The 18,001-nt window shown below is 57.2% G+C and carries 14 protein-coding genes; 12 read left to right on the forward strand and 2 right to left on the reverse strand.

The genetic code is table 11. The features are described from left to right. The first annotated feature begins 807 nt into the window (after window positions 1–807). Both DSM3645_RS12655 and DSM3645_RS31690 read left to right on the forward strand, forming a co-directional pair. Window positions 808–2,439, forward strand: coding sequence for an AAA family ATPase (locus DSM3645_RS12655; protein ID WP_237564809.1), 1,632 nt, complete (start codon window positions 808–810; stop codon window positions 2,437–2,439). Between the two features lie 476 nt (window positions 2,440–2,915). Further along, window positions 2,916–3,296 (forward strand): carbon storage regulator, encoded by a 381-nt coding sequence (locus DSM3645_RS31690; RefSeq protein WP_002652579.1) that lies wholly within the window; start codon window positions 2,916–2,918, stop codon window positions 3,294–3,296. 55 nt (window positions 3,297–3,351) lie between these two features. Here the strand turns inward: DSM3645_RS31690 and DSM3645_RS12665 are convergent, their stop codons facing one another. Next, window positions 3,352–5,442: an alpha/beta fold hydrolase gene (locus DSM3645_RS12665; RefSeq protein WP_131282509.1), complete on the reverse strand. Its 2,091-nt coding sequence runs from the start codon at window positions 5,440–5,442 to the stop codon at window positions 3,352–3,354. 128 nt (window positions 5,443–5,570) lie between these two features. Here DSM3645_RS12665 and DSM3645_RS12670 point away from each other — a divergent pair, with 128 nt between their 5' ends. Together DSM3645_RS12670 and DSM3645_RS12675 are read left to right on the forward strand one after the other, a co-directional pair. After that, a complete protein-coding gene (locus DSM3645_RS12670; RefSeq protein ID WP_002652581.1) occupies window positions 5,571–6,890 on the forward strand; it encodes a sulfatase family protein in 1,320 nt (439 codons plus the stop codon). Further along, complete coding sequence (locus DSM3645_RS12675; protein ID WP_161603332.1) at window positions 6,887–7,966, forward strand: DegT/DnrJ/EryC1/StrS family aminotransferase; 1,080 nt, start codon at window positions 6,887–6,889, stop codon at window positions 7,964–7,966. The genes DSM3645_RS12670 and DSM3645_RS12675 overlap by 4 nt, the downstream gene beginning before the upstream one ends. Window positions 7,967–8,053: 87 nt before the next feature. Here the strand turns inward: DSM3645_RS12675 and DSM3645_RS12680 are convergent, their stop codons facing one another. Next, entirely contained in the window at window positions 8,054–8,293 is a 240-nt protein-coding gene (locus tag DSM3645_RS12680) for a carbon storage regulator (RefSeq protein WP_002652583.1), read from the reverse strand. Window positions 8,294–8,969: 676 nt separating this feature from the next. Between DSM3645_RS12680 and DSM3645_RS12685 the strand changes: the two genes are divergently transcribed. From DSM3645_RS12685 to DSM3645_RS12715, 8 genes are all read left to right on the forward strand, one after another. After that, window positions 8,970–9,269: a hypothetical protein gene (locus DSM3645_RS12685; RefSeq protein WP_002652584.1), complete on the forward strand. Its 300-nt coding sequence runs from the start codon at window positions 8,970–8,972 to the stop codon at window positions 9,267–9,269. A gap of 42 nt (window positions 9,270–9,311) precedes the next feature. Beyond that, window positions 9,312–10,100, forward strand: a complete 789-nt coding sequence (locus DSM3645_RS12690; protein WP_002652585.1) for a hypothetical protein — start codon at window positions 9,312–9,314, stop codon at window positions 10,098–10,100. A 323-nt stretch (window positions 10,101–10,423) separates the two neighbouring features. Further along, a complete protein-coding gene (locus DSM3645_RS30640; RefSeq protein ID WP_261339590.1) occupies window positions 10,424–10,951 on the forward strand; it encodes a sigma-70 family RNA polymerase sigma factor in 528 nt (175 codons plus the stop codon). Then, window positions 10,948–12,639, forward strand: a complete 1,692-nt coding sequence (locus tag DSM3645_RS12700) for a FecR family protein (RefSeq protein WP_002652587.1) — start codon at window positions 10,948–10,950, stop codon at window positions 12,637–12,639. Before DSM3645_RS30640 ends, DSM3645_RS12700 begins: the two co-directional genes overlap by 4 nt. A gap of 86 nt (window positions 12,640–12,725) precedes the next feature. Next, complete coding sequence (locus DSM3645_RS12705; protein ID WP_002652589.1) at window positions 12,726–13,646, forward strand: DUF1559 domain-containing protein; 921 nt, start codon at window positions 12,726–12,728, stop codon at window positions 13,644–13,646. 97 nt (window positions 13,647–13,743) lie between these two features. Further along, window positions 13,744–14,166 carry a hypothetical protein gene (locus DSM3645_RS12710; protein ID WP_050769368.1) on the forward strand — a complete coding sequence of 141 codons (423 nt, stop codon included), beginning with the start codon at window positions 13,744–13,746 and terminating at the stop codon, window positions 14,164–14,166. 46 nt (window positions 14,167–14,212) lie between these two features. Continuing rightward, on the forward strand, window positions 14,213–14,491 hold the full coding sequence (locus tag DSM3645_RS31330) for a hypothetical protein (protein WP_237564810.1): 279 nt from the start codon (window positions 14,213–14,215) through the stop codon (window positions 14,489–14,491). Window positions 14,492–14,556: 65 nt separating this feature from the next. Next, window positions 14,557–17,973 (forward strand): DUF1553 domain-containing protein, encoded by a 3,417-nt coding sequence (locus DSM3645_RS12715; protein ID WP_237564811.1) that lies wholly within the window; start codon window positions 14,557–14,559, stop codon window positions 17,971–17,973. Window positions 17,974–18,001 lie beyond the last annotated feature (28 nt).

Consider the following 18,001-nt stretch of genomic DNA (forward strand, 5'->3'; position numbering starts at 1 on the left):
CTTGCTCCACCCACCCTACATCTCTGAGCAGCCCGCCAAAAATTGTCTCTTGACGAAGCGCACGGACCCCGGGTCAACTACAAAAATCGTAGGGTGGGTGGAGCAAAACCGCGATCGATTTGACCATCACCAATCGACATGACCGGTTTGCGCAACCCACCGAACCTGCTCGTTAACCTGGCGCATTGGTGGGTTGCGCAAGCGGTGATGTTGTTCGAAATTGGTGGCCGGAAATCGCTTGCTCCACCCACCCTACATCTCTGAGCAGCCCGCCAAAAATTGTCTCTTGACGAAGCGCACGGACCCCGGGTCAACTACAAAAATCGTAGGGTGGGTGCAGCAAAACCGCGATCGATTTCACCATCGCCAACCAACACGACCGGTTTGCGTAACCCACCAGAACCTGCTTGAGAACCGATCATTGGTGGGTTGCGCAAGCGGTGATGTTGTTCGAAATTGGTGGTCGGAAATCGCTTGCTCCACCCACCCTACATCTCTAAGCAGCCCGCCAAAAATTGTCTCTTGACGAAGCGCACGGACCCCGGGTCAACTACAAAAATCGTAGGGTGGGTGGAGCAAAACCGCGCTCGATTTGACCATCACCAATCGACATGACCGGTTTGCGCAACCCACCGAACCTGCTCGTCAGCATGGCGGCATTGGTGGGTTGCGCAAAAGGAAACTCTAATTATTCCCCGACAATTGGTTGGGGACGCTCTGCGCGCACTTCTGTCGAATCTACTTCTCTACTCTCAAAATGAGGCGACTCCCATGGGAATCAAGCGACTTCGTCAGCGGAGAAAGCGATTGCGAAAACGGAACTCGGCGGTGCGCAGTGATTCGTCGCTGGAAGTTTTTGTTCACTGCCGCGAATTGAGCGATCTCGACTCCGTCCTTTCGCAATTGCAAGCCGAGGGAGAATCGGTCCACGACATGCCGCTGCTGATCGACCGGATGTCGGCCATCGGATATCGCCCCGAACAGACGATCGCCATGCTCCACAAAATCATGAACCCCGACGACGAATGCGGCGGGGCGAGCTTGGAGCAGCCGCCTTCGAACGACGACACTTTGACCGACGCCGATGACGAAGATTTGTCAGGCGACGGAAAAACTCTCCAGCTCGATGCGACGAGCGACAGCCCGTTTCTGGAATTCACCACGGCGCAACTTGTCAACGAACAACCGCCGCGCGCGTGGCTAATGCCAGGCGTCCTGGCGCGGCACGAACCGGCGGTGATCGTCGGGCCGAGCAAGTGCATGAAGACGTCGCTGGCGGTCGATTTATGCAGTGCGTTAGCGAGCGGCGGCAAGTTCCTGGGGCAGTTCGCCGCCGAGCGTTCGTTTCGCGTCGGGTTCATCAGCGGCGAAGCGGGGCGACACTCGCTGGTCGAACTCGCGCGGCGCTGGAGCGAATCGAACAAAGTCGTTCCAGGCCAGCTGCCGAATTTGGTTTGGGCGCTGACGATGACCAGCGCAGCAGGCCCGGTGAACTTGAGTTACCTGCGCGACTGGATTTCGCGGCATCAGTTAGAGGTGGTCTTGATCGATCCGCTGCAACTGACGGCGCCGCGCGGAGCGAAGCAAGCGGCGCAGCTTGGCGAGTTGGTCCGCTGCTGTCTCGAAGCAGGCGCGACGCCGATTGTCTGTTGTCCGACGCGCCGATCGATCCCGCTGCGCGCCATGAAGATTGCCGACATCCAAAGCACCGGCTGTCAAGATTTCGCCCGGCAATGGATTTTGGTCAACCGCCGCCAACCGTACGAACCAGGCGGCGGTCGGCATCACCTCTGGCTGACGCTCGGCGGTAACGCAGGTCACAGCGGAGCATGGGGCGTCGATATCGACGAAGGTCGCCTGGAAGATCCGACCAGCCGCAAGTGGAACGTCACGCTGCACGAGGCGGAGTCGCTGCGCGGCGAAGCGGTCGAACAAGAGGTGCGCACGCAAGAGCAAAAGCTGCGATCCAAAATTCGAATCGCGTGCAGGCGTCTCGATCCGGAGAGAGCGACCAAGTCCAAAATTCGCGAACAGAGCGGAATCAGTGGAACCAAATTCGCCCCAGTCTGGGACGAGATGATCGCCGCCGGCGAAATCGTGGAGACGAGTCACCCGCAGGTAGGAGAACGCTGGGCCTATGCCCGCTATCACCTAGCCGATCGCGTAGCGCCGACAGAAAAAAAGGATCCGGTCCAGTCCAACGTTTCAGTTCAGTCCCATGATCCTGTTCTGTCCAACGATTCTGTCCTGTCCAACGATTCTGTCCTGTCCAACGATTCTGTCCTGTCCAACGATTCTGTCCTGTCCAACGATTCTGTCCAGTCCAACGATCCTGGCCTGTCCCATGATTCGGTCCTGTCCAAGTCTCCGAAGGTGCGAAGCCGTCGCGAGATTAACCGGCGACGAGCCAAAACAAAACGCCGCCTCGCCAAACGATAAAGTCGATTCTGGCGCCAGGGCGACGGAAAAAATGGATCCTGTCCGGTCCTACGTTCTAAAGCCCAACGGGCTGTTCTAATCTAGACGTAGGGTCCGCTGTGCAGACCAGAAGCGTTGGAAAACTTGCAAGCAATGCACAGGGCCGCTGGTCCGCTTCACGGGCCCTACTTTCTGGAGTCCAACGAGGGGGGATTGGGCCTGCTCGCCGAGCGCCAGCTGCAAGCATCGACAGCAGTTGATCCGACTGCCAAATTGAACGCCAGAAAGCCGGTATTCGGTAAATCCTGCAATCCTGGTTGTAAGTATGTACACCAACTGTCCAGGTTGCTATCACGGGGTGAATTGCCGTAAGTGCATATGGGTTAATTGTTTGCGTTAATTCGTAAAGAGGTGGTTGGTCTTTGGCATGGCAAGTGCAAAGAATCCTTTCGCAATCGCTTACCCAAGGATTTCTTCCAAACAAAGGAGTGTTTACGATGTTGGTCCTCACCCGGAAACAACAAGAAAAGATTCAGATCGGCGACGACATTGTGATCACCATTTTGAAGGTGAAAGGCAATTCGATTCGCGTGGGGATTGAAGCGCCGAAGGACGTTCGAGTGGTTCGTGGAGAACTGCCCAAGTCAGAAGAACGGGCTCTGCCGGAAACTGCCGACAACGAGCAGACCACGGCGACGCAACCTGGTGAGGATAGCCAACCGGGCATCTCTCCCTTTCTGAGTAACCACCAAGACTCGGACGATTATCGCGTTCTTTCGTTCCGCATTACGGCCGAAGAGCCGCAGCAAGAGCCGACGCAGTTTGAACGTCCGAAAGCTCGCGTGCAGACGATGCGTGAATTCATCGCGAATCGCTAGGCGAAAACAAAGACGCCTGGTTCGACGCGCCAGGCGTCGCTAACGCTGCTTTTGATCACCACGGTTTCTCGTTGGACGGAGTCAACAGAGATGATTCAGGCATCGGCGGAGCGTAGGTCCCAGCAGGCGGGACGCCGTTTTGAATCGGCGTTGAATGCCCTGCTTGCATCACGGTGGAATTTGGAAACGCTGGATGAAGGGGAGCGCCTTGTTGCATCGCGGCGACATACTCCTGACGCAGTTCTTCGACATGGTCTCGTAGAATGCTGCGGACACGTAAGATGCTACGTGGATGTCGGTGAACATTATTGTGATCCGAAGTAACGACCAGTTCCGACGCCGCTTCATCCAAGTGAGCGCTTGCGTACTCGACCACTCCGTCACTTCTGCCGGCAAATGTGCCTAGCCATGTGTTTTGGTCGATCACCCCGATGACTGTGTGGTATTTCACCCACGGCGCCTTCGGCGCATCCAAGATCTTGGGCAACACCGGAGAGTCGGGAGCCAGCGAATCAACGCTGGTTGCGACCGCTAACATCTCGTCGCGAAAGTAGTTGGGGTTGGCGGCTTTCAAGCGTTCTTCCGCAATGGTCAGCGACTCTGGCAGCGCAATCAAGTGCCGACCGAGCCATTTGGTCGCCGAGTTGGCGAAATCGCTGCCGCGATGCGGAGTTCCCAGCGTAATCACCTGACGGACCGACGGACTCGGCTCGAAGAAGAGCATGCTCATCAACTGCTGCTTGTCTTGGTCCGTCCCTTGCAACGCTTGCGGCGATTGATCGGTGACCAGCGTCCAAAAATCTTGTTGGCTATCGATGGTTTGCATGCGTGAAACAAGTCCGCCCATGCTATGCCCAATCAGCACCGATTGATCGAGCGCCAGCGCTTGATGTTTGGGATCGAGATCTTCCCGCGCCTTCTGCAAATCGCGACGGAATTGCGTGGCGCTGATCCAGAACGGTTCGCCAGTCGGGTACAGATAGAACCAGAACTGGTAGTTGTCGCGGATCTCGGGCTGAGCGCGGAGATCGTTAAACATTTCCATCCAAGTGATCGGGCTCGACCACAACCCGTGAACCATCACAACCGGAATCTTCTGCGGATCGTACGGTTCAAGCATATACAGCCCCTGCACCGCTTCGGTATGTCCGGGAAGCAGCAGTCCCCAGGTCGCGAGGTCGGTCTCGCGGAATTGCGGTTGATCGAGATAGTAGGCCAGCGGCGTGCTGATATCGGCTTCGAGCGGAGTCGTTTTGCGGCCGATCTTTACTTCGCTTTGCATCAGCGGATCGTAAAGTTCGATCTTGCAGAAGTGGACGGCGGCGCCCTGCTCTTGCTTTTGCGGCGTCACTTCCAAAAACGCCGTGAGCGGATAGGCCAGCCCCGGCGGCAGATACTTGTCTTCCGGCTTGCCGGTTTTGGCGCCTTTGCAGATCGCGATCAACGGTACGCCCAGTCCATATTGGCGATGTTGATTGCGGAGGCCATTCACTTCGTAGTCCGAGGCGAACTCAAAGTGATCAAAGTCTTCTGGATCCCAGCGTCCCGAAAGTTGCAGCGCGACTTGGAACTCGTGCCGCGGCGTATTGATGCGATAGACCGAGCCGGGGGTCAGTTTGCCTTGAGCGCGGACGATCCGTAGGGCCGCTTCGAGCGAACCGTTGTACAAATCGCATGCGCCCCGGAACTGGGGATCGTAAACATGGTCCTGACGCGAGAACTTGGGGTCAAACAGATAGTAGTAGGAATGGGCGGCGCTGGCGGCGAACAGCTCCAGCGCGGTCGCCTTCTTCCCGAGCGCTTCGGCTCGATTGCCGGCGATGTACGAAAGTTCGGCGTAGGCGTAGGTTTTCTCGGCAGTCGGCTCCAGCTCCAACTCTTTGGCGAGTGCTTCGAGCGCCTCGCGATGATCGCCTTCGGCCAGTTTTTCGAGATCATATTGCCGCAGCAATTGCTTGGTGCGTTCGGTCGCTTGCGGACCCTGCCGCGAGAGCAGTTGCAGTTGCGCAGCGAGCGGATTGCGCGGAGTTTTGCGCACCGACTTCCAAGAAGAGCCGGCGCAACCGGTCGACAACAGCAGCACTGCGACCAGGCCGAGTGCGATGAGAGTGCGTACGTACGGTGTTGTATTTGTCTGTTTCGGCATCGATCCGCCATCCCCCTGCCCTAGCGGAATTCCCAGAAGAGAACTGGACTCGCTAGTTTCGTCGGGGGACAATACGAATTCTTCCCACCCTACGTCAAGGCAATCTCCCCACCCTAATGAGGATTTCCATGCACTTCTATCACTGCTGCCGTTCCTTACTGCTGGCGATCTGCCTGTGCGGTGGGGCCGTCGCGGCCGATGCTCCGCCGAACGTCGTATTGATCTTGTCCGATGATCAGGCATGGACTGACTATGGTTTTATGGGGCATAAGACGATTCAGACCCCCAGTCTTGACCGCTTGGCGCGAGAGTCCCTGACTTTTACCCGCGGCTATGTGCCGGACAGCCTGTGTCGTCCGTCGCTAGCAACGATTATCTCGGGCCTTTATCCGCATCAGCATGGAATCGTGGGGAACGATCCTCCCAAGCACGCCCAAGGAGAGAATTCCGCCGCGACGGACCCGCGCTATCAAACCGGCACGCGCAACGACTTTTTGCAGCACGTCGATCGGATGCCGAAACTGGCCGAGATCCTTTCGCGTGAAAAAGGATACGTTTCGCATCAGTCAGGCAAATGGTGGGAAGGCAACTACGCGCGCGGCGGATTTGATGAAGGGATGACGCACGGCGATATCACGCGCGGTGGTCGTCACGGCGACGTGGGACTGTCGATCGGTCGCCGGGGGATGAAACCGGTCTTTGACTTCGTGCGTCAGGCGAAAGCCGACGACAAACCCTTCTTTGTTTGGTATGCGCCGTTTTTGCCTCACACGCCGCATACGCCGCCAGAACGGATCCTGGCCAAATATCGCGATAAAACTTCGAGTCTACCGATCGCCAAATATTGGGCGATGTGCGAGTGGTTTGATGAGACGTGCGGCGAGCTGCTCGACTTTTTGGAAGCAGAAAAGGTCGCCGACAACACGATTGTGATTTACGTCTGCGATAACGGTTGGATCAATCAGGAGGACGCGAGCAAATACGCGCCGCGCTCGAAACGCTCGCAGTATGACGGCGGCACGCGCACGCCGATCATGGTCCGTTGGCCAGGTCACGCGACGCCGGAGATCAACACGACCGAGCTGGCCAGTTCGATCGACATCGTGCCGACCGTCTTGGCGGCCGTTGGGATCGAAAAAATGCCGGAGATGGAAGGGATTAATCTATTGGACGCCAAAGCGGTCGCCGCACGCGACGCGATCTATGGTGAGATTTTCGAGCATGACATTCGAGCGATGGACGATCCCGTCGCGAGCCTCCGCTTTCGCTGGGTCATCGACGGGCCGTGGAAATTAATCGTCCCCTATGCGCCCAACGAGCCGAAAGCGAAGATCGAATTGTTTCAAGTCGTGAGCGACCCGCTGGAAGAATCGAATCGAGCGGCGAAAGAGCCGGAAGTGGTGAAACGATTGCAGGCGAAGCTGGACGCGTGGTGGCCGGCGCAGTGAGTGAATCGGACTCTCCTTCATCACCGCACTGGCCTCTTGCCGATGACGACGTACGCGACGCTTTGCTGGCCGCGTACGCCGACGGCAGTTGGGGGAAATACCACGGCGCGTACGTTCCTCGTTGGGAAGCGGAACTGGCCGCCTATCACGCCGTGCCGCATGCGCTGACGTGCGCCTCGGGAACGATCGCCGTTGAAATTGCGCTGCGCGCGTTGAATCTGCCGGAGAACGCTGAAGTCTTGCTGGCGGCGTACGACTTTGCCGGCAACTTTCGGGCAATCCAAGCGGCCGGTTTGCGGCCGGTACTAGTCGATTTGGCGCCCGATAGTTGGCGGATCGACACCGCTCAGATAGAAGCGGCGATCACGCCAGAGACGCACGGGATCCTCGTTTCGCATTTGCATGGTGATCTGGCGGAGATGCCCAAGATCATGGAAATCGCCGAGCGCAATCAGTTGCAAGTCGTTGAAGACGCGTGTCAGTCGCCGGGAGCAATGATCGGTGATCGCAAAGCAGGAACCTGGGGAGATGTGGCGACGCTCAGCTTTGGCGGCAGTAAACTGTTGACCGCGGGCCGCGGCGGCGCCGTCATCACTTCGCGCGCTGACATCCAACAGCGAGCGAAGATTTTCTGCGAGCGCGGCAATCACGCGTTTCCCCTCAGCGAGTTGCAGGCAGCCGTTTTAAGTCCGCAACTAGCGAAACTCGACGCATGGAATCAGCGACGTACGGCGGCTGTGGCCCGACTGCGCGACGCGACTCGCAATTCGGCCTTCTGGATTTCTCCTGCGCCCTGCGAGGGAAACGCAGCGTACTACAAAGTGGGCTGGTTCCTCGCCGATCCGGCGACGCGCGCCGCGACGTCCGCTCGCTTGCGGGAAGCCAGCATTGCGGTCGACGCCGGTTTTCGCGGTTTTGCCCGCCGACCCTCTACGTGGTGCCGAAAAGTGGGTGCTCTGCCGCAGGCTCGGCGAGCGGCGGAAGCGACCGTGACGCTCCATCATCCGGTCTTGTTGGCCAGCGAAGCGGAACTGACGCGAACGATCGACGTGATCGCAGCACTCGCCGGTGCGTAAGGCGCCAAAGTAGGGTCAAGAATGCAAACGACCCGGCTTCCACCTTCGCCGGGCCATTTGACTGGAGATTGCACGGTTCTTCGCGGCTTAGCGGGCCACGGCGCTAATCGGTAAGGTTTCCGACAGCATCTTATGCGTGGAAAGACAGCCCGGCTCTTCGGCTTCTTGCGCTTCTTCCGGGTCGAGAACCTCGCCTCGCAAGATGCGCACTTGATTGGGGGCTTCGATCCCCACGGTCACTCGGTTGCCCGAGATTCGGTTGATCACGATGGTTACGTTGTCACCCACGTGGATCGTCTCACCAATTTTTCGACTGAGGATTAACATGTTTGGGTTCCTTCCAGGGATCGCTGGATAAGTGCGTTCTTCGCAAATTCAGGGGGGAGTAGGTTCGCGTCCGTCAGAAGGCGACGTTTCGCATTGACCTGCCCTCTAGTGAATGCAACCCGAAGGCCAAACTTGAAAAAATCTTCAATCAGAGCGTCGCTATATTCCGTAAGTGTTTGTCGTTAAGTCATTTACGTGAATTGTTTTTCGCGTGCAAACGTCGCTCGGACGCTATGGCGAACCTCTCGTGCCCGTCTCAATCTGAGACGGACTCTTCATTGTGAGAAGCTTTCGCGGGAGAAACTTGAAGAAAAATAAGAATTTTTGACCATAAACCGGCTCGGTTTACGCAACGAATATGGGTGGGAAGCGAATGCTCCTACCGCTGGTCGTTAGAAAGAAACGATATGGCCGTCACCGCCGGGTCTTCTAGAAAGTCGACCGCCTGCTTGCCGAACCAACCATTCGCGTATTACTATTTCAGAGGGGAACCTCAAAGGGTGGTATGAACTACTCAATTAGGATCACTCACGGCTCGAGTACTTCTTGTTTCTCCTCAAGGGATGGAATGGCTAAGGAGCAAGTTTTTCTGTGCGGAGTTCCCTACCGCATGACGTCCCGGGGGCCCGTTTTTTGTCTCACTTCCAATTCCAGTGGGGCTCGTTGGGGCTTCCATATGACGCCCGACGAAACTGCGAACGGCGAGCAACTGCTCGATGCGCTCTCGCGGGACATTGGGTTGGGGTGCTCATTTCGTTTTACCGATCCGATCGACTCCTTTCCTACTTCGCGCAATGAAGTGCATGGGCATATTCAAGCCTATCTATTGCGGGTCGATGTCGAATACGCAATTTGGTCGCGCAGCTCCGAATTTCGCCGCCGCTGGTGTCTATCGGACGAAGCGCAGCTGCGGGTTCGCCGCAAGCCGATCCAGCGCTTGATTGACAACGCGGTCCGAAGACTCGAAAAAACGTAGGCCCTGATTGACGGCCTCCGCTGCTCTCGTTGGAATCGTGCGATGCGTTTTTTCCTTTGGTCGATGTTTTTGCTTCCGGCCTGCACCGTAATCTTGCCGGTCGCGCGGGCCGCAGACGAATCGGCCGAACAGCTCGCGTTGCAAGCTCGGTCCGCGGCGTCCATCGGCGAGCATTCGCGTGCGGTCGAGTTGGCCACTCGAGCGATTGAACAGGATCCGCAACTCGCGGCGATGTACTACGTGCGCGGTCGCGAGCATTTTCGCTTAGGAAAGATCGCTGAGTCCGCCGCCGATTTTGACAAGTACGCCCAGTTGCAGCCGCAGGAAAAGCCAAAGCTGTGGGAACGCGGAATCACGCTCTACTACGCCGGACGCTTTCAAGAGGGCGCCGATCAGTTCGCGCTCTACCAAAAGTATCTCAGCAATGATGTCGAGAACGCCGCTTGGCGGTTTCTCTGCATGGCGCAAGCCGATGGCGTCGACAAAGCGAAAGCCGAGCTGTTGCCGATCGCAGGCGATGGGCGCGTTCCGATGATGACGCTCTATCGCTTCTACCGTGGTCAGGCGACCGAACAGCAAGTTCTGGACGAGGTCGAAGCGGACGAAATCGGGGAAACCCAACGAGCGGGCCGCCGATTCTATGCGGCCCTTTATCTGGGACTGTATCACGAAGCGACCGGCCATGCGGACAAAGCGGCGCCCTATTTGGCTCAAGCGGCGAGCAAAGAATTGCGAGACGCGGCCCAGGGCGCGATCAACGGCTACATGGCCGACGTGGCGCGGATCCACTGGACGCGAAAGCAAGCGGCGAATAAGGGCCTCCGCGACTAGCGGGCGCCAACTGCAAATCACCGCGGCACTTTCTAGCAGCGCCTCGTTCGGTTCTGCGGAAAGATGCCGAACTTCAGAGACAAGCACCCGGCGCTTGGTCGGAACCATTCTCGAGAGCTCTCTTTCTAGCTCTCGACGACGAAAAGCAGAATGTTGATGCAAATTCTGGGCATCCGAAGCAGCGGATATCTGCTCTTTCCAAGCGTGCCCCCCTTCGCTTAGGTCGTTGTGACTCCGGAAAGATATTCGAGATTTTTCTCTATTTTTTTGCGAGAATCGGCGAGATTCCGAGCAATTACTTACGAGCGTCAAAGGGTTCGGTAGTGACGATTTGCGATAAGAACGAGGAATTTGTACGACTTTTTGCCCGTGCAGAGGGCAGATTGCGCCGCTACGTATCCGCCATGCTGCCGGTACCTAGCGATGTGGATGACGTGATGCAAGAGACGGCGATTTCGTTGATGCGCAAGTTTGACCAATACGACCCCGAGCTTCCTTTTTTCAATTGGGCCTGCCGGTTTGCTCAATTTGCCGTCAAGAAACATAGAAATCGCATGAAGTCCAACGGGCGCCAATTCTCCGACGAGGCGATCGAAGCGATCGCGGCGGAATATCCGTGCCATTTACAGCTATCCGTAAAACGAGAGAAGGCGCTGAACGATTGCCTGAACCATCTGGGTGACGAAGATCGGCGCTTGGTCGAGTTGCGCTACTTCAGTGAAGAAACGGTCGATAGCTTGTCGCAGCGAACAGAAGAACCGGTCGCTCGGTTGTATCGTTCGCTTTCCCGGATCCGACGAGTATTGGCGCAATGCGTTCGTAAGAAACTGACTGAAGAGGAAATCATATGAGTTCTCCCCTCGATTCTGTCAGCAAAGACGAAGTCAGCAAACTGATTGAAGCTTTGCTAGATGGCAAGATCAGTGACGAGCAATTTGGCCGACTGGACCATTGGATCTCGACCAATGCCGACGCGCGACAACTCTATTTCGACTATCTGCAGATTCACCAAGATCTGCCGAACTTGCTCGCACGTCAGGAAGTTGCGACGCGTCGCAATAGGGCGAAGCCGAAGCTTTCCTCACGTTCCGCGATCCGATCGCCGCGGCGTAAGTCGCGATGGCGTACAAAGACCGCTGCGATTCTCGCGATGGCGTTGTTAGTGCCGATCGCCCTGTTCATCGGCATCTATCTCGGGAATTCCTCTTCGGGTTCAAAGGCGGAAGTCGCGAATGCCCCTGGAGATAAACCTGCACCGGAGATGGCGAGCGGCGCGTTTTTTACGAATCTCGCTCATGCACGATTTTTCGGCGAGTTGCCTCCCCAGATTGGCGCTGCACCCACCTTGAATCGGGACTATGTGCTGATTCAAGGAATGGTCGAACTTGGCTTTCCAAACGGGGCTTCTGCCGTGATCGAAGGACCAGCCGCATTCCGTGTCGATGCAAATGATCTCTTGGCGCTCGATATTGGAAGATGCAGCGTGCATGCGCCCCCGGGCGCAGAAGGGTTTCGCGTCGAGACGCCCGAGATCAGCATCGTTGATCGCGGCACCCGGTTCTCGGTCGACGTTTCGCAAAACAGCGAAACCGATATTCAGGTCCTCGAAGGAGCGGCCGATCTCTATCGAAAACCGCCACGTGATAACGCCTCGGCGAGCGTGACCGGTGCTCCCTTACGCTTGCAAGAGAAAGAGGCGATCCGCTTCGCGTTCATCAACCAGCGAGAAGCGGTTCCCGTCCCCTTTGATCAGACGCGTTATCAGTACGGACTTCCGGATCGAGTGATCTCGTACGAAGCGACGACCAGCGCCGAGGGGCGAGCGAAATTGTTGACCAGCGTCACTGTGCAACGTGGACAAAAAATCGAAACGATCCCCGTTGAGAAGCTGATCAACTCGAAAGTGACCTGGTTTCATGCGTCCAATTACATCGGCTACTTAGCAGGCGACGAGAAGTTGCCGAGCCCGCGCGTCAGTTTGGCGGCGGATCGAAGTCTGCAAACCGGCGTTATTAATATCGGCGGCAGTCGTCAGCCGCTGACCTCCGATCCGATCATGGCCATCGACGAGAGCCGGGATGACTTTGGCACGCCGGGGATGGCCGTCCAATTTGATCGTCCGGTGCGCAACGGACCAGGCGCCGACGTCGTCCTCTTTGAGATTCAATTGTTTATGAATCCGCTTGAGGGAGATTCGTTCCACGTTAGTCCCCTTCGATTTGAGGCCGGATTGCATTCGCATACGATTCACGCGTTCGACTTAACGATGGAGTCTCCAGAATCACTGCAACTAGACGACCTTTACTTCCATACTTTCGCAGAGCCTCCGCGCTCGTTGGAACAACTGGAGTCATTTCCTAATACCCCGCTTTTTCAAGTCTGCAAGCGCCATGCGATCGCAGTTGGCATTGATTTGTCCGACCTTGGCTACGCCGAGGGCGCGCTGGTCGACGGTTTGTTCTTTCAAGATGACCTCGGGGATGAAGATTTCCTCGACCCTGTCTTGATCGTCGGCCTGCCGGAGGCGAGTCAACCGTGAGCCAGCTTCCTGCTCTTGATTTTGCAATGCACGATTATTCCGCGAAATCCTCTCATCTCCTCTCTTCTCTGGATAAGGTACGCGTTATGAAACCCCCGATCTGCCGTCTTTCACGAAACGGATTCACGCTGGTCGAATTGCTCGTCGTGATCGCGATCATCGGCGTCTTGATCGCACTCCTGTTGCCGGCGGTGCAGCAAGCGCGCGAAGCGGCGCGGCGCATGCAATGCACGAACAATCTGAAGCAGATGGCGCTGGCTTGCCATAACTATATGGACATCAACAAAGAGAGTTTCCCTTCCGCCGCCTTCAAGCAAGATGACAGTCACGGTTGGGCCCTCGCGATCCTACCGTTTATCGAGCAGAACGTACTCTACGATGGTTACGATTTCTCGAAAGGACCTTCGGCGTCGGAGAATGCTTCGATTCGTCGAACCGTCATCCGCGGATACATTTGCCCCAGTTTTAGCGGCAACTCCAGCAATACGGCGAGCGTCGCCTACTCCGATGGCGGCCTGTTGACATATCAGGGCGTCAACGGCGTCTACTACAACGACTCCACTTTGGATTCCGGCCTGCAGGGGGTCGCTGGCGCAGGATTTATTCCTGGCAACGGCGTGTTTCGCATTAATGGAGCTCGACCGGCTGCGGAAATCACCGATGGTCTAAGCAACACGATCCTGATCGGCGACTATGTCCATGCGGACCGAACAGGAGTCAACAGCGGGTTTCCTGGCAATGTGCGCGTCTGGATCGTGGGCGCCTATTCCACCGTCGACGGGATTTATAACACCAAAGCTATTTATGAAGACACGATTAACTCGCCTCGAGATCGTGCCAACGAAAGTGTCGCTTTCAATCACCTCCCTTTCTCCAGCCAACATCCCGGCGGCGCCAACTTCGCCGTCGCGGACGCCAGCGTTCGATTTTTACCGGAGACGATCAATTTTGACGTCTATCAAGCTGTTGCGACGATCAACGGAGGCGAGCCGCTCCAACTTCCGTAAGCGCTCTTTCTGGTGATCCAAGATCCAGTCCGCCGCCGAGTCCTGCTTGTGCGACGCCTGGCGAATTTCAACGCCACACGACTCAAGGTGACACGTTATGCGTTCCATCCTCATTCCAATGTTGCTGATCGGATTGGTCGGCGGCTGCTCTTCTGGCGGTTCGCTGGAGACGGCGACCGTGACCGGGAAAGTCAGTTACCAGGGCAAACCGCTTCCCTATGGATCGATCAGTTTTCGTCCCGAAGCTGGATCGCCGGCTTACGCCAAGCTTCGAGAAGATGGCACGTATTCGTTAAGTACTTTTGGAAACGGGGATGGCGCCGTGATCGGAAAACACCAAGTGCTGATCATCGCGACCGAGACCGACGCCGGCATCGCGCCGGCGAATGACTCTGGGATCGAAATGCCGGTCACCAAATCTGTTATCCCTCGGAAGTACACGAGTTTTTCCACAAGTCAGCTGACTGCCGAAGTCATTTCCGGCAAGAACAATGAATTCAGTTTCAATCTCGTAGACTGATCCGCTTTCCCTTCCGCTCCATTTCGCTTTCCCGCCGACCATTCCAATGCCGCATCCCCCTAAAAACATCATGAAACCGATTTGTCATCTCTGGATTGTGGCTGCGATGTCAGCATCGATCTTGGGCGCCGCGGCCACAAGTTTGCATGCTGACGAACAGCCGATCGCGCTTTGGGAATTTGGCCCCGAGGAACAAACGCCGCTGCATCCCGTGGGAGGGATCCATCGTGATGTGCCTGGACCTCGCCCGCCGAAGTATCCCGATTTTTCGATCAACAACGCGTCGGTCAATTTCGATGGGAGCGGCTCTTGGATTTGTGTTTGACGATCCTGGTGACAATAGCGCGTTCGTAATTTGCGAATGGGGACGAAATCACGCTGGAAGCTTGGGTGAACATTCGTGATCTTGATGACGGCGACTTCACCTACATCATTGGGAAGGGAAGAACGGGAAGGCCCGGGTTTTCGCCCGACAATCAAAACTGGGCGATGCGAATCAGCGGAATCGCCGGGGAAGCGCGTCCTAGTTTTCTATTCGCCACCGTGCCGGTGGAGCCCGATCAAGGGAACTGGCATCGATATACGAGCCTGAAAGGCTTTCGTCCCCGAACCGGTTGGCATCACATCGCGATCGCCTATCGCTTTGGTGAGCCGAACACGATGCAGACCTGGATTGACGGCAAGAAGGTCGATGGTCGCTGGGATGCCGGCGGCCCTACCACCAAAACGCCGGCGATCGACAACGATCAAATTTGGATCGGTTCGGCGCTCGGCGGTTCTCCGGGCAATAGTTTTCGCGGCGGGCTCGATTCCATTGCAATTCATCGCGTGATCCTTGACGATCAGACGCTGCAAACTCGCTTTCGTCGTGTTGGGGAAGAGCCTGAACCGGAAGCCGAATCGAACCGCATGCCCGAACTGGGGCCGCTGCCAGCAGACAAGGTCACTGTGACCTTTCACGAGGGGCTGCGGACGCATGATCACTGGCCCTACGCTGACGAACCGTCGCCGCCTGCGGCGATGCAGTGGTCAGGCAGCGCTCTGCTTCTCGACCAGATCCCGCTCAAGTACGACAGTTGGGGAATGCGCGACGGCTGGAAAGCGCCTGTCTTGGTTCGAATGGCTGCCGACGTCGCCCTTCCCCGGGGCAAACATACCGTGCTGATGCGTTCGCGCGGATTGGCGCGAGCCTGGATCGATGGACGCTTGGTGACTCGCGCCAAACCGTTAACGGGCGCTCCTCATGGTGAAGAACCGATCACCCCTGTCACGCCGCCGCCGGCGCTTGGTCAACGTCCCACTTGGCACCGCTGTCAGGAAGTCTTCGCCGAGATCGAGATCATCGACGCGAAGCCTGTCCGCGTTGTGTTTGATGCGATCGCCGGAGGAAAGCGATTTCGGGCGCAACCGGGCGAGCTGACCCTCGCGGTTCGTCTGGAAGGAAGCGACTCATTTTCTGTCTTGCGCCCCATCGGGCTCTCGGAAGAGCCGCTGCCGTTGACCGACGAGGCCGTCGAAGCGGAACTGAATCAAATCAACGCTTCGATGTCGCAGATGAACGATCGACATCGGCATGCGGCTGCGGCCGACCAGAACGCCTATTGGGCTCAGCGTCATCAGACGGCCCAAGCCTGGCTAGAATCGCACCCGGCGCCGGCGATTCCGAAAAATGATCCCCAGACGCAGCACCCCATCGATGCTTTTATTCAAGCTCACCTAGACGAAGTCGACGCGCCTGCTGGCGGCGTTGCTCCCGCTGCGGATAGCGACTTTTTTGCGAAGGTGTCGCCCATCTTGAAGAGCGAGTGCTTTCGCTGTCACGGCGAAAAGGATAAAGGAGGACTGTCGCTCGCTTCGCGGGAACTGGCGATGCTCGGCGGCGACTCCGGCGAGACTGCGATTCAGCCGGGAGATCCTCACGCGAGCGAAATCATCCGTCGCCTGCGTAGTGCAGACGACGATTTGCGAATGCCTCCTTCCGGCGAGCGGCTCTCGGAGGAGAAGATCAAAATCTTGGAGAAATGGATTGCCGACGGAGCGAAATGGCCTCAGACCACCTCGGCGCCGATCAGCAGTAAAAAGTCGGCAGTCATCAGCGATGCGGCCTTCATTCGACGAGCCTACCTCGACACGGTTGGCGTTGTTCCGACGGACGATGACGTGCGACGTTTTCTGCAGGACGCCGCGGCGGATAAACGCGAGCAACTGATTGATCAACTGCTGGACGATCCGCGCTGGGCCGACAACTGGATGGGCTATTGGCTCGATCTATTGGCCGAGAACCCAACGTTGATCAACGCCAGTTTGAACAGCACCGGTCCATTTCGCTGGTACCTCTACGACGCGCTGCGCGACAACAAGCCGATTGATCAAATGGTGTCGGAGCTGTTGATGATGCGCGGCGGAGCGTACGACGGAGGGAGCGCCGGCTTTGCGCTCGCCGCTCAAAACGACGCTCCCTTCGCCGCGAAAGGGCACATCGTAAGCACCGCTTTTTTAGGCATCGAATTGCAATGCGCCCGGTGCCACGACTCGCCGTATCACTCGACCACGCAGCAAGATCTTTATTCGCTGGCGGCCATGTTTGCCCGCAAGCCGGTCAGCGTGCCGAAGTCCAGCACGGTTCCTCCGGGGTTCTTTTTAAACAAGTCGCGTGAATCGTTGATTCAAGTCACCCTGAAGCCGGGCGAAAATGTCAGCCCTACTTGGCCCTTCGCCGAGCAAACCGGCGTTGAAGATGACGACGCTTTACGATCGCTGCTGCAAAACCAGGATGATCCTCGCGAGAAGTTGGCGGCCTTGATTACGGCGCCGCAAAACGTGCGGTTTTCGCAGGTGATCGCCAATCGTCTGTGGCGGCGACTCATCGGCGCCGGGATCGTCGAGCCGCCGCATGACTGGGAAGGAAATCCCCCCAGCCATCCGGAACTGTTGGAGTGGTTAGGAAAGGAGCTGATCGCAGGCAACTACGATCTCAAACAGTTGACGCGCGTCATTATGACCTCGCAGCTTTATCAACAAGAAGCGGTCGGAACCAATCGAGAAGCGGATCCAGAGCATCGCCTGTTTGTCGCTCCCGACCGACGACGGCTGACCGCCGAACAGATTGTCGATTCGCTTTATCAGGCGACTGGTTGTGAGATGGATATCGAGGAAATGACGCTGGATCCCGACGGTCGGGCGACGGTGAATTCGCGAAACACCTATGGCGACCCGCATCGCAGTTGGATGTTGGTCAGTCTTTCCAATGAGCGAGATCGTCCCAGCTTGACGCTGCCGCGGGCCGCAGCCGTCGCCGAAATGCTAACGGCCTTTGGCTGGAACGCGGATCGCCAGGCGCCCAAAACCGATCGAGAAATTTCCCCCAACGTCTTGCAACCGGCGGTGATGGCCAACAGCACGCTGAGCATCTCGTTGACTAGGGCCGCGCATGAAAGCGTCTTGGCGGATCTTGCCGTTGACGCGACATCTGCGGAGACGCTGCTCGAGTCGCTCTTTCTACGTTTTGTCAGTCGACCTCCCACATCGGCCGAGCAACGCGTCTTCTTAGGCGTGCTGCGTGACGGCTTTGACGATCGACTTCTTCCGGAAGACCAGGTAGTGCTTCCCGAGACCCCGGAGCGACTGCCCCAAGTCACCTGGTGGAATCATGTCCGCAACGAAGCCAACACCATCCAACAAGAGCAGGCGCGCAGGGTGCGGTTAGGTCCGCCTGCCGATCCGCGCCTGAATCCAGAATGGCGCTCACGGTATGAAGACGTTGTCTGGAGCATCGTGAATCTGCGTGAGTTCGTTTGGATGCCCTAGCCAAAATGACCTACCTGCTTGCAGCCTG

It is taken from the genome of Blastopirellula marina DSM 3645, from assembly GCF_000153105.1.
Taxonomy (GTDB): domain Bacteria; phylum Planctomycetota; class Planctomycetia; order Pirellulales; family Pirellulaceae; genus Blastopirellula; species Blastopirellula marina.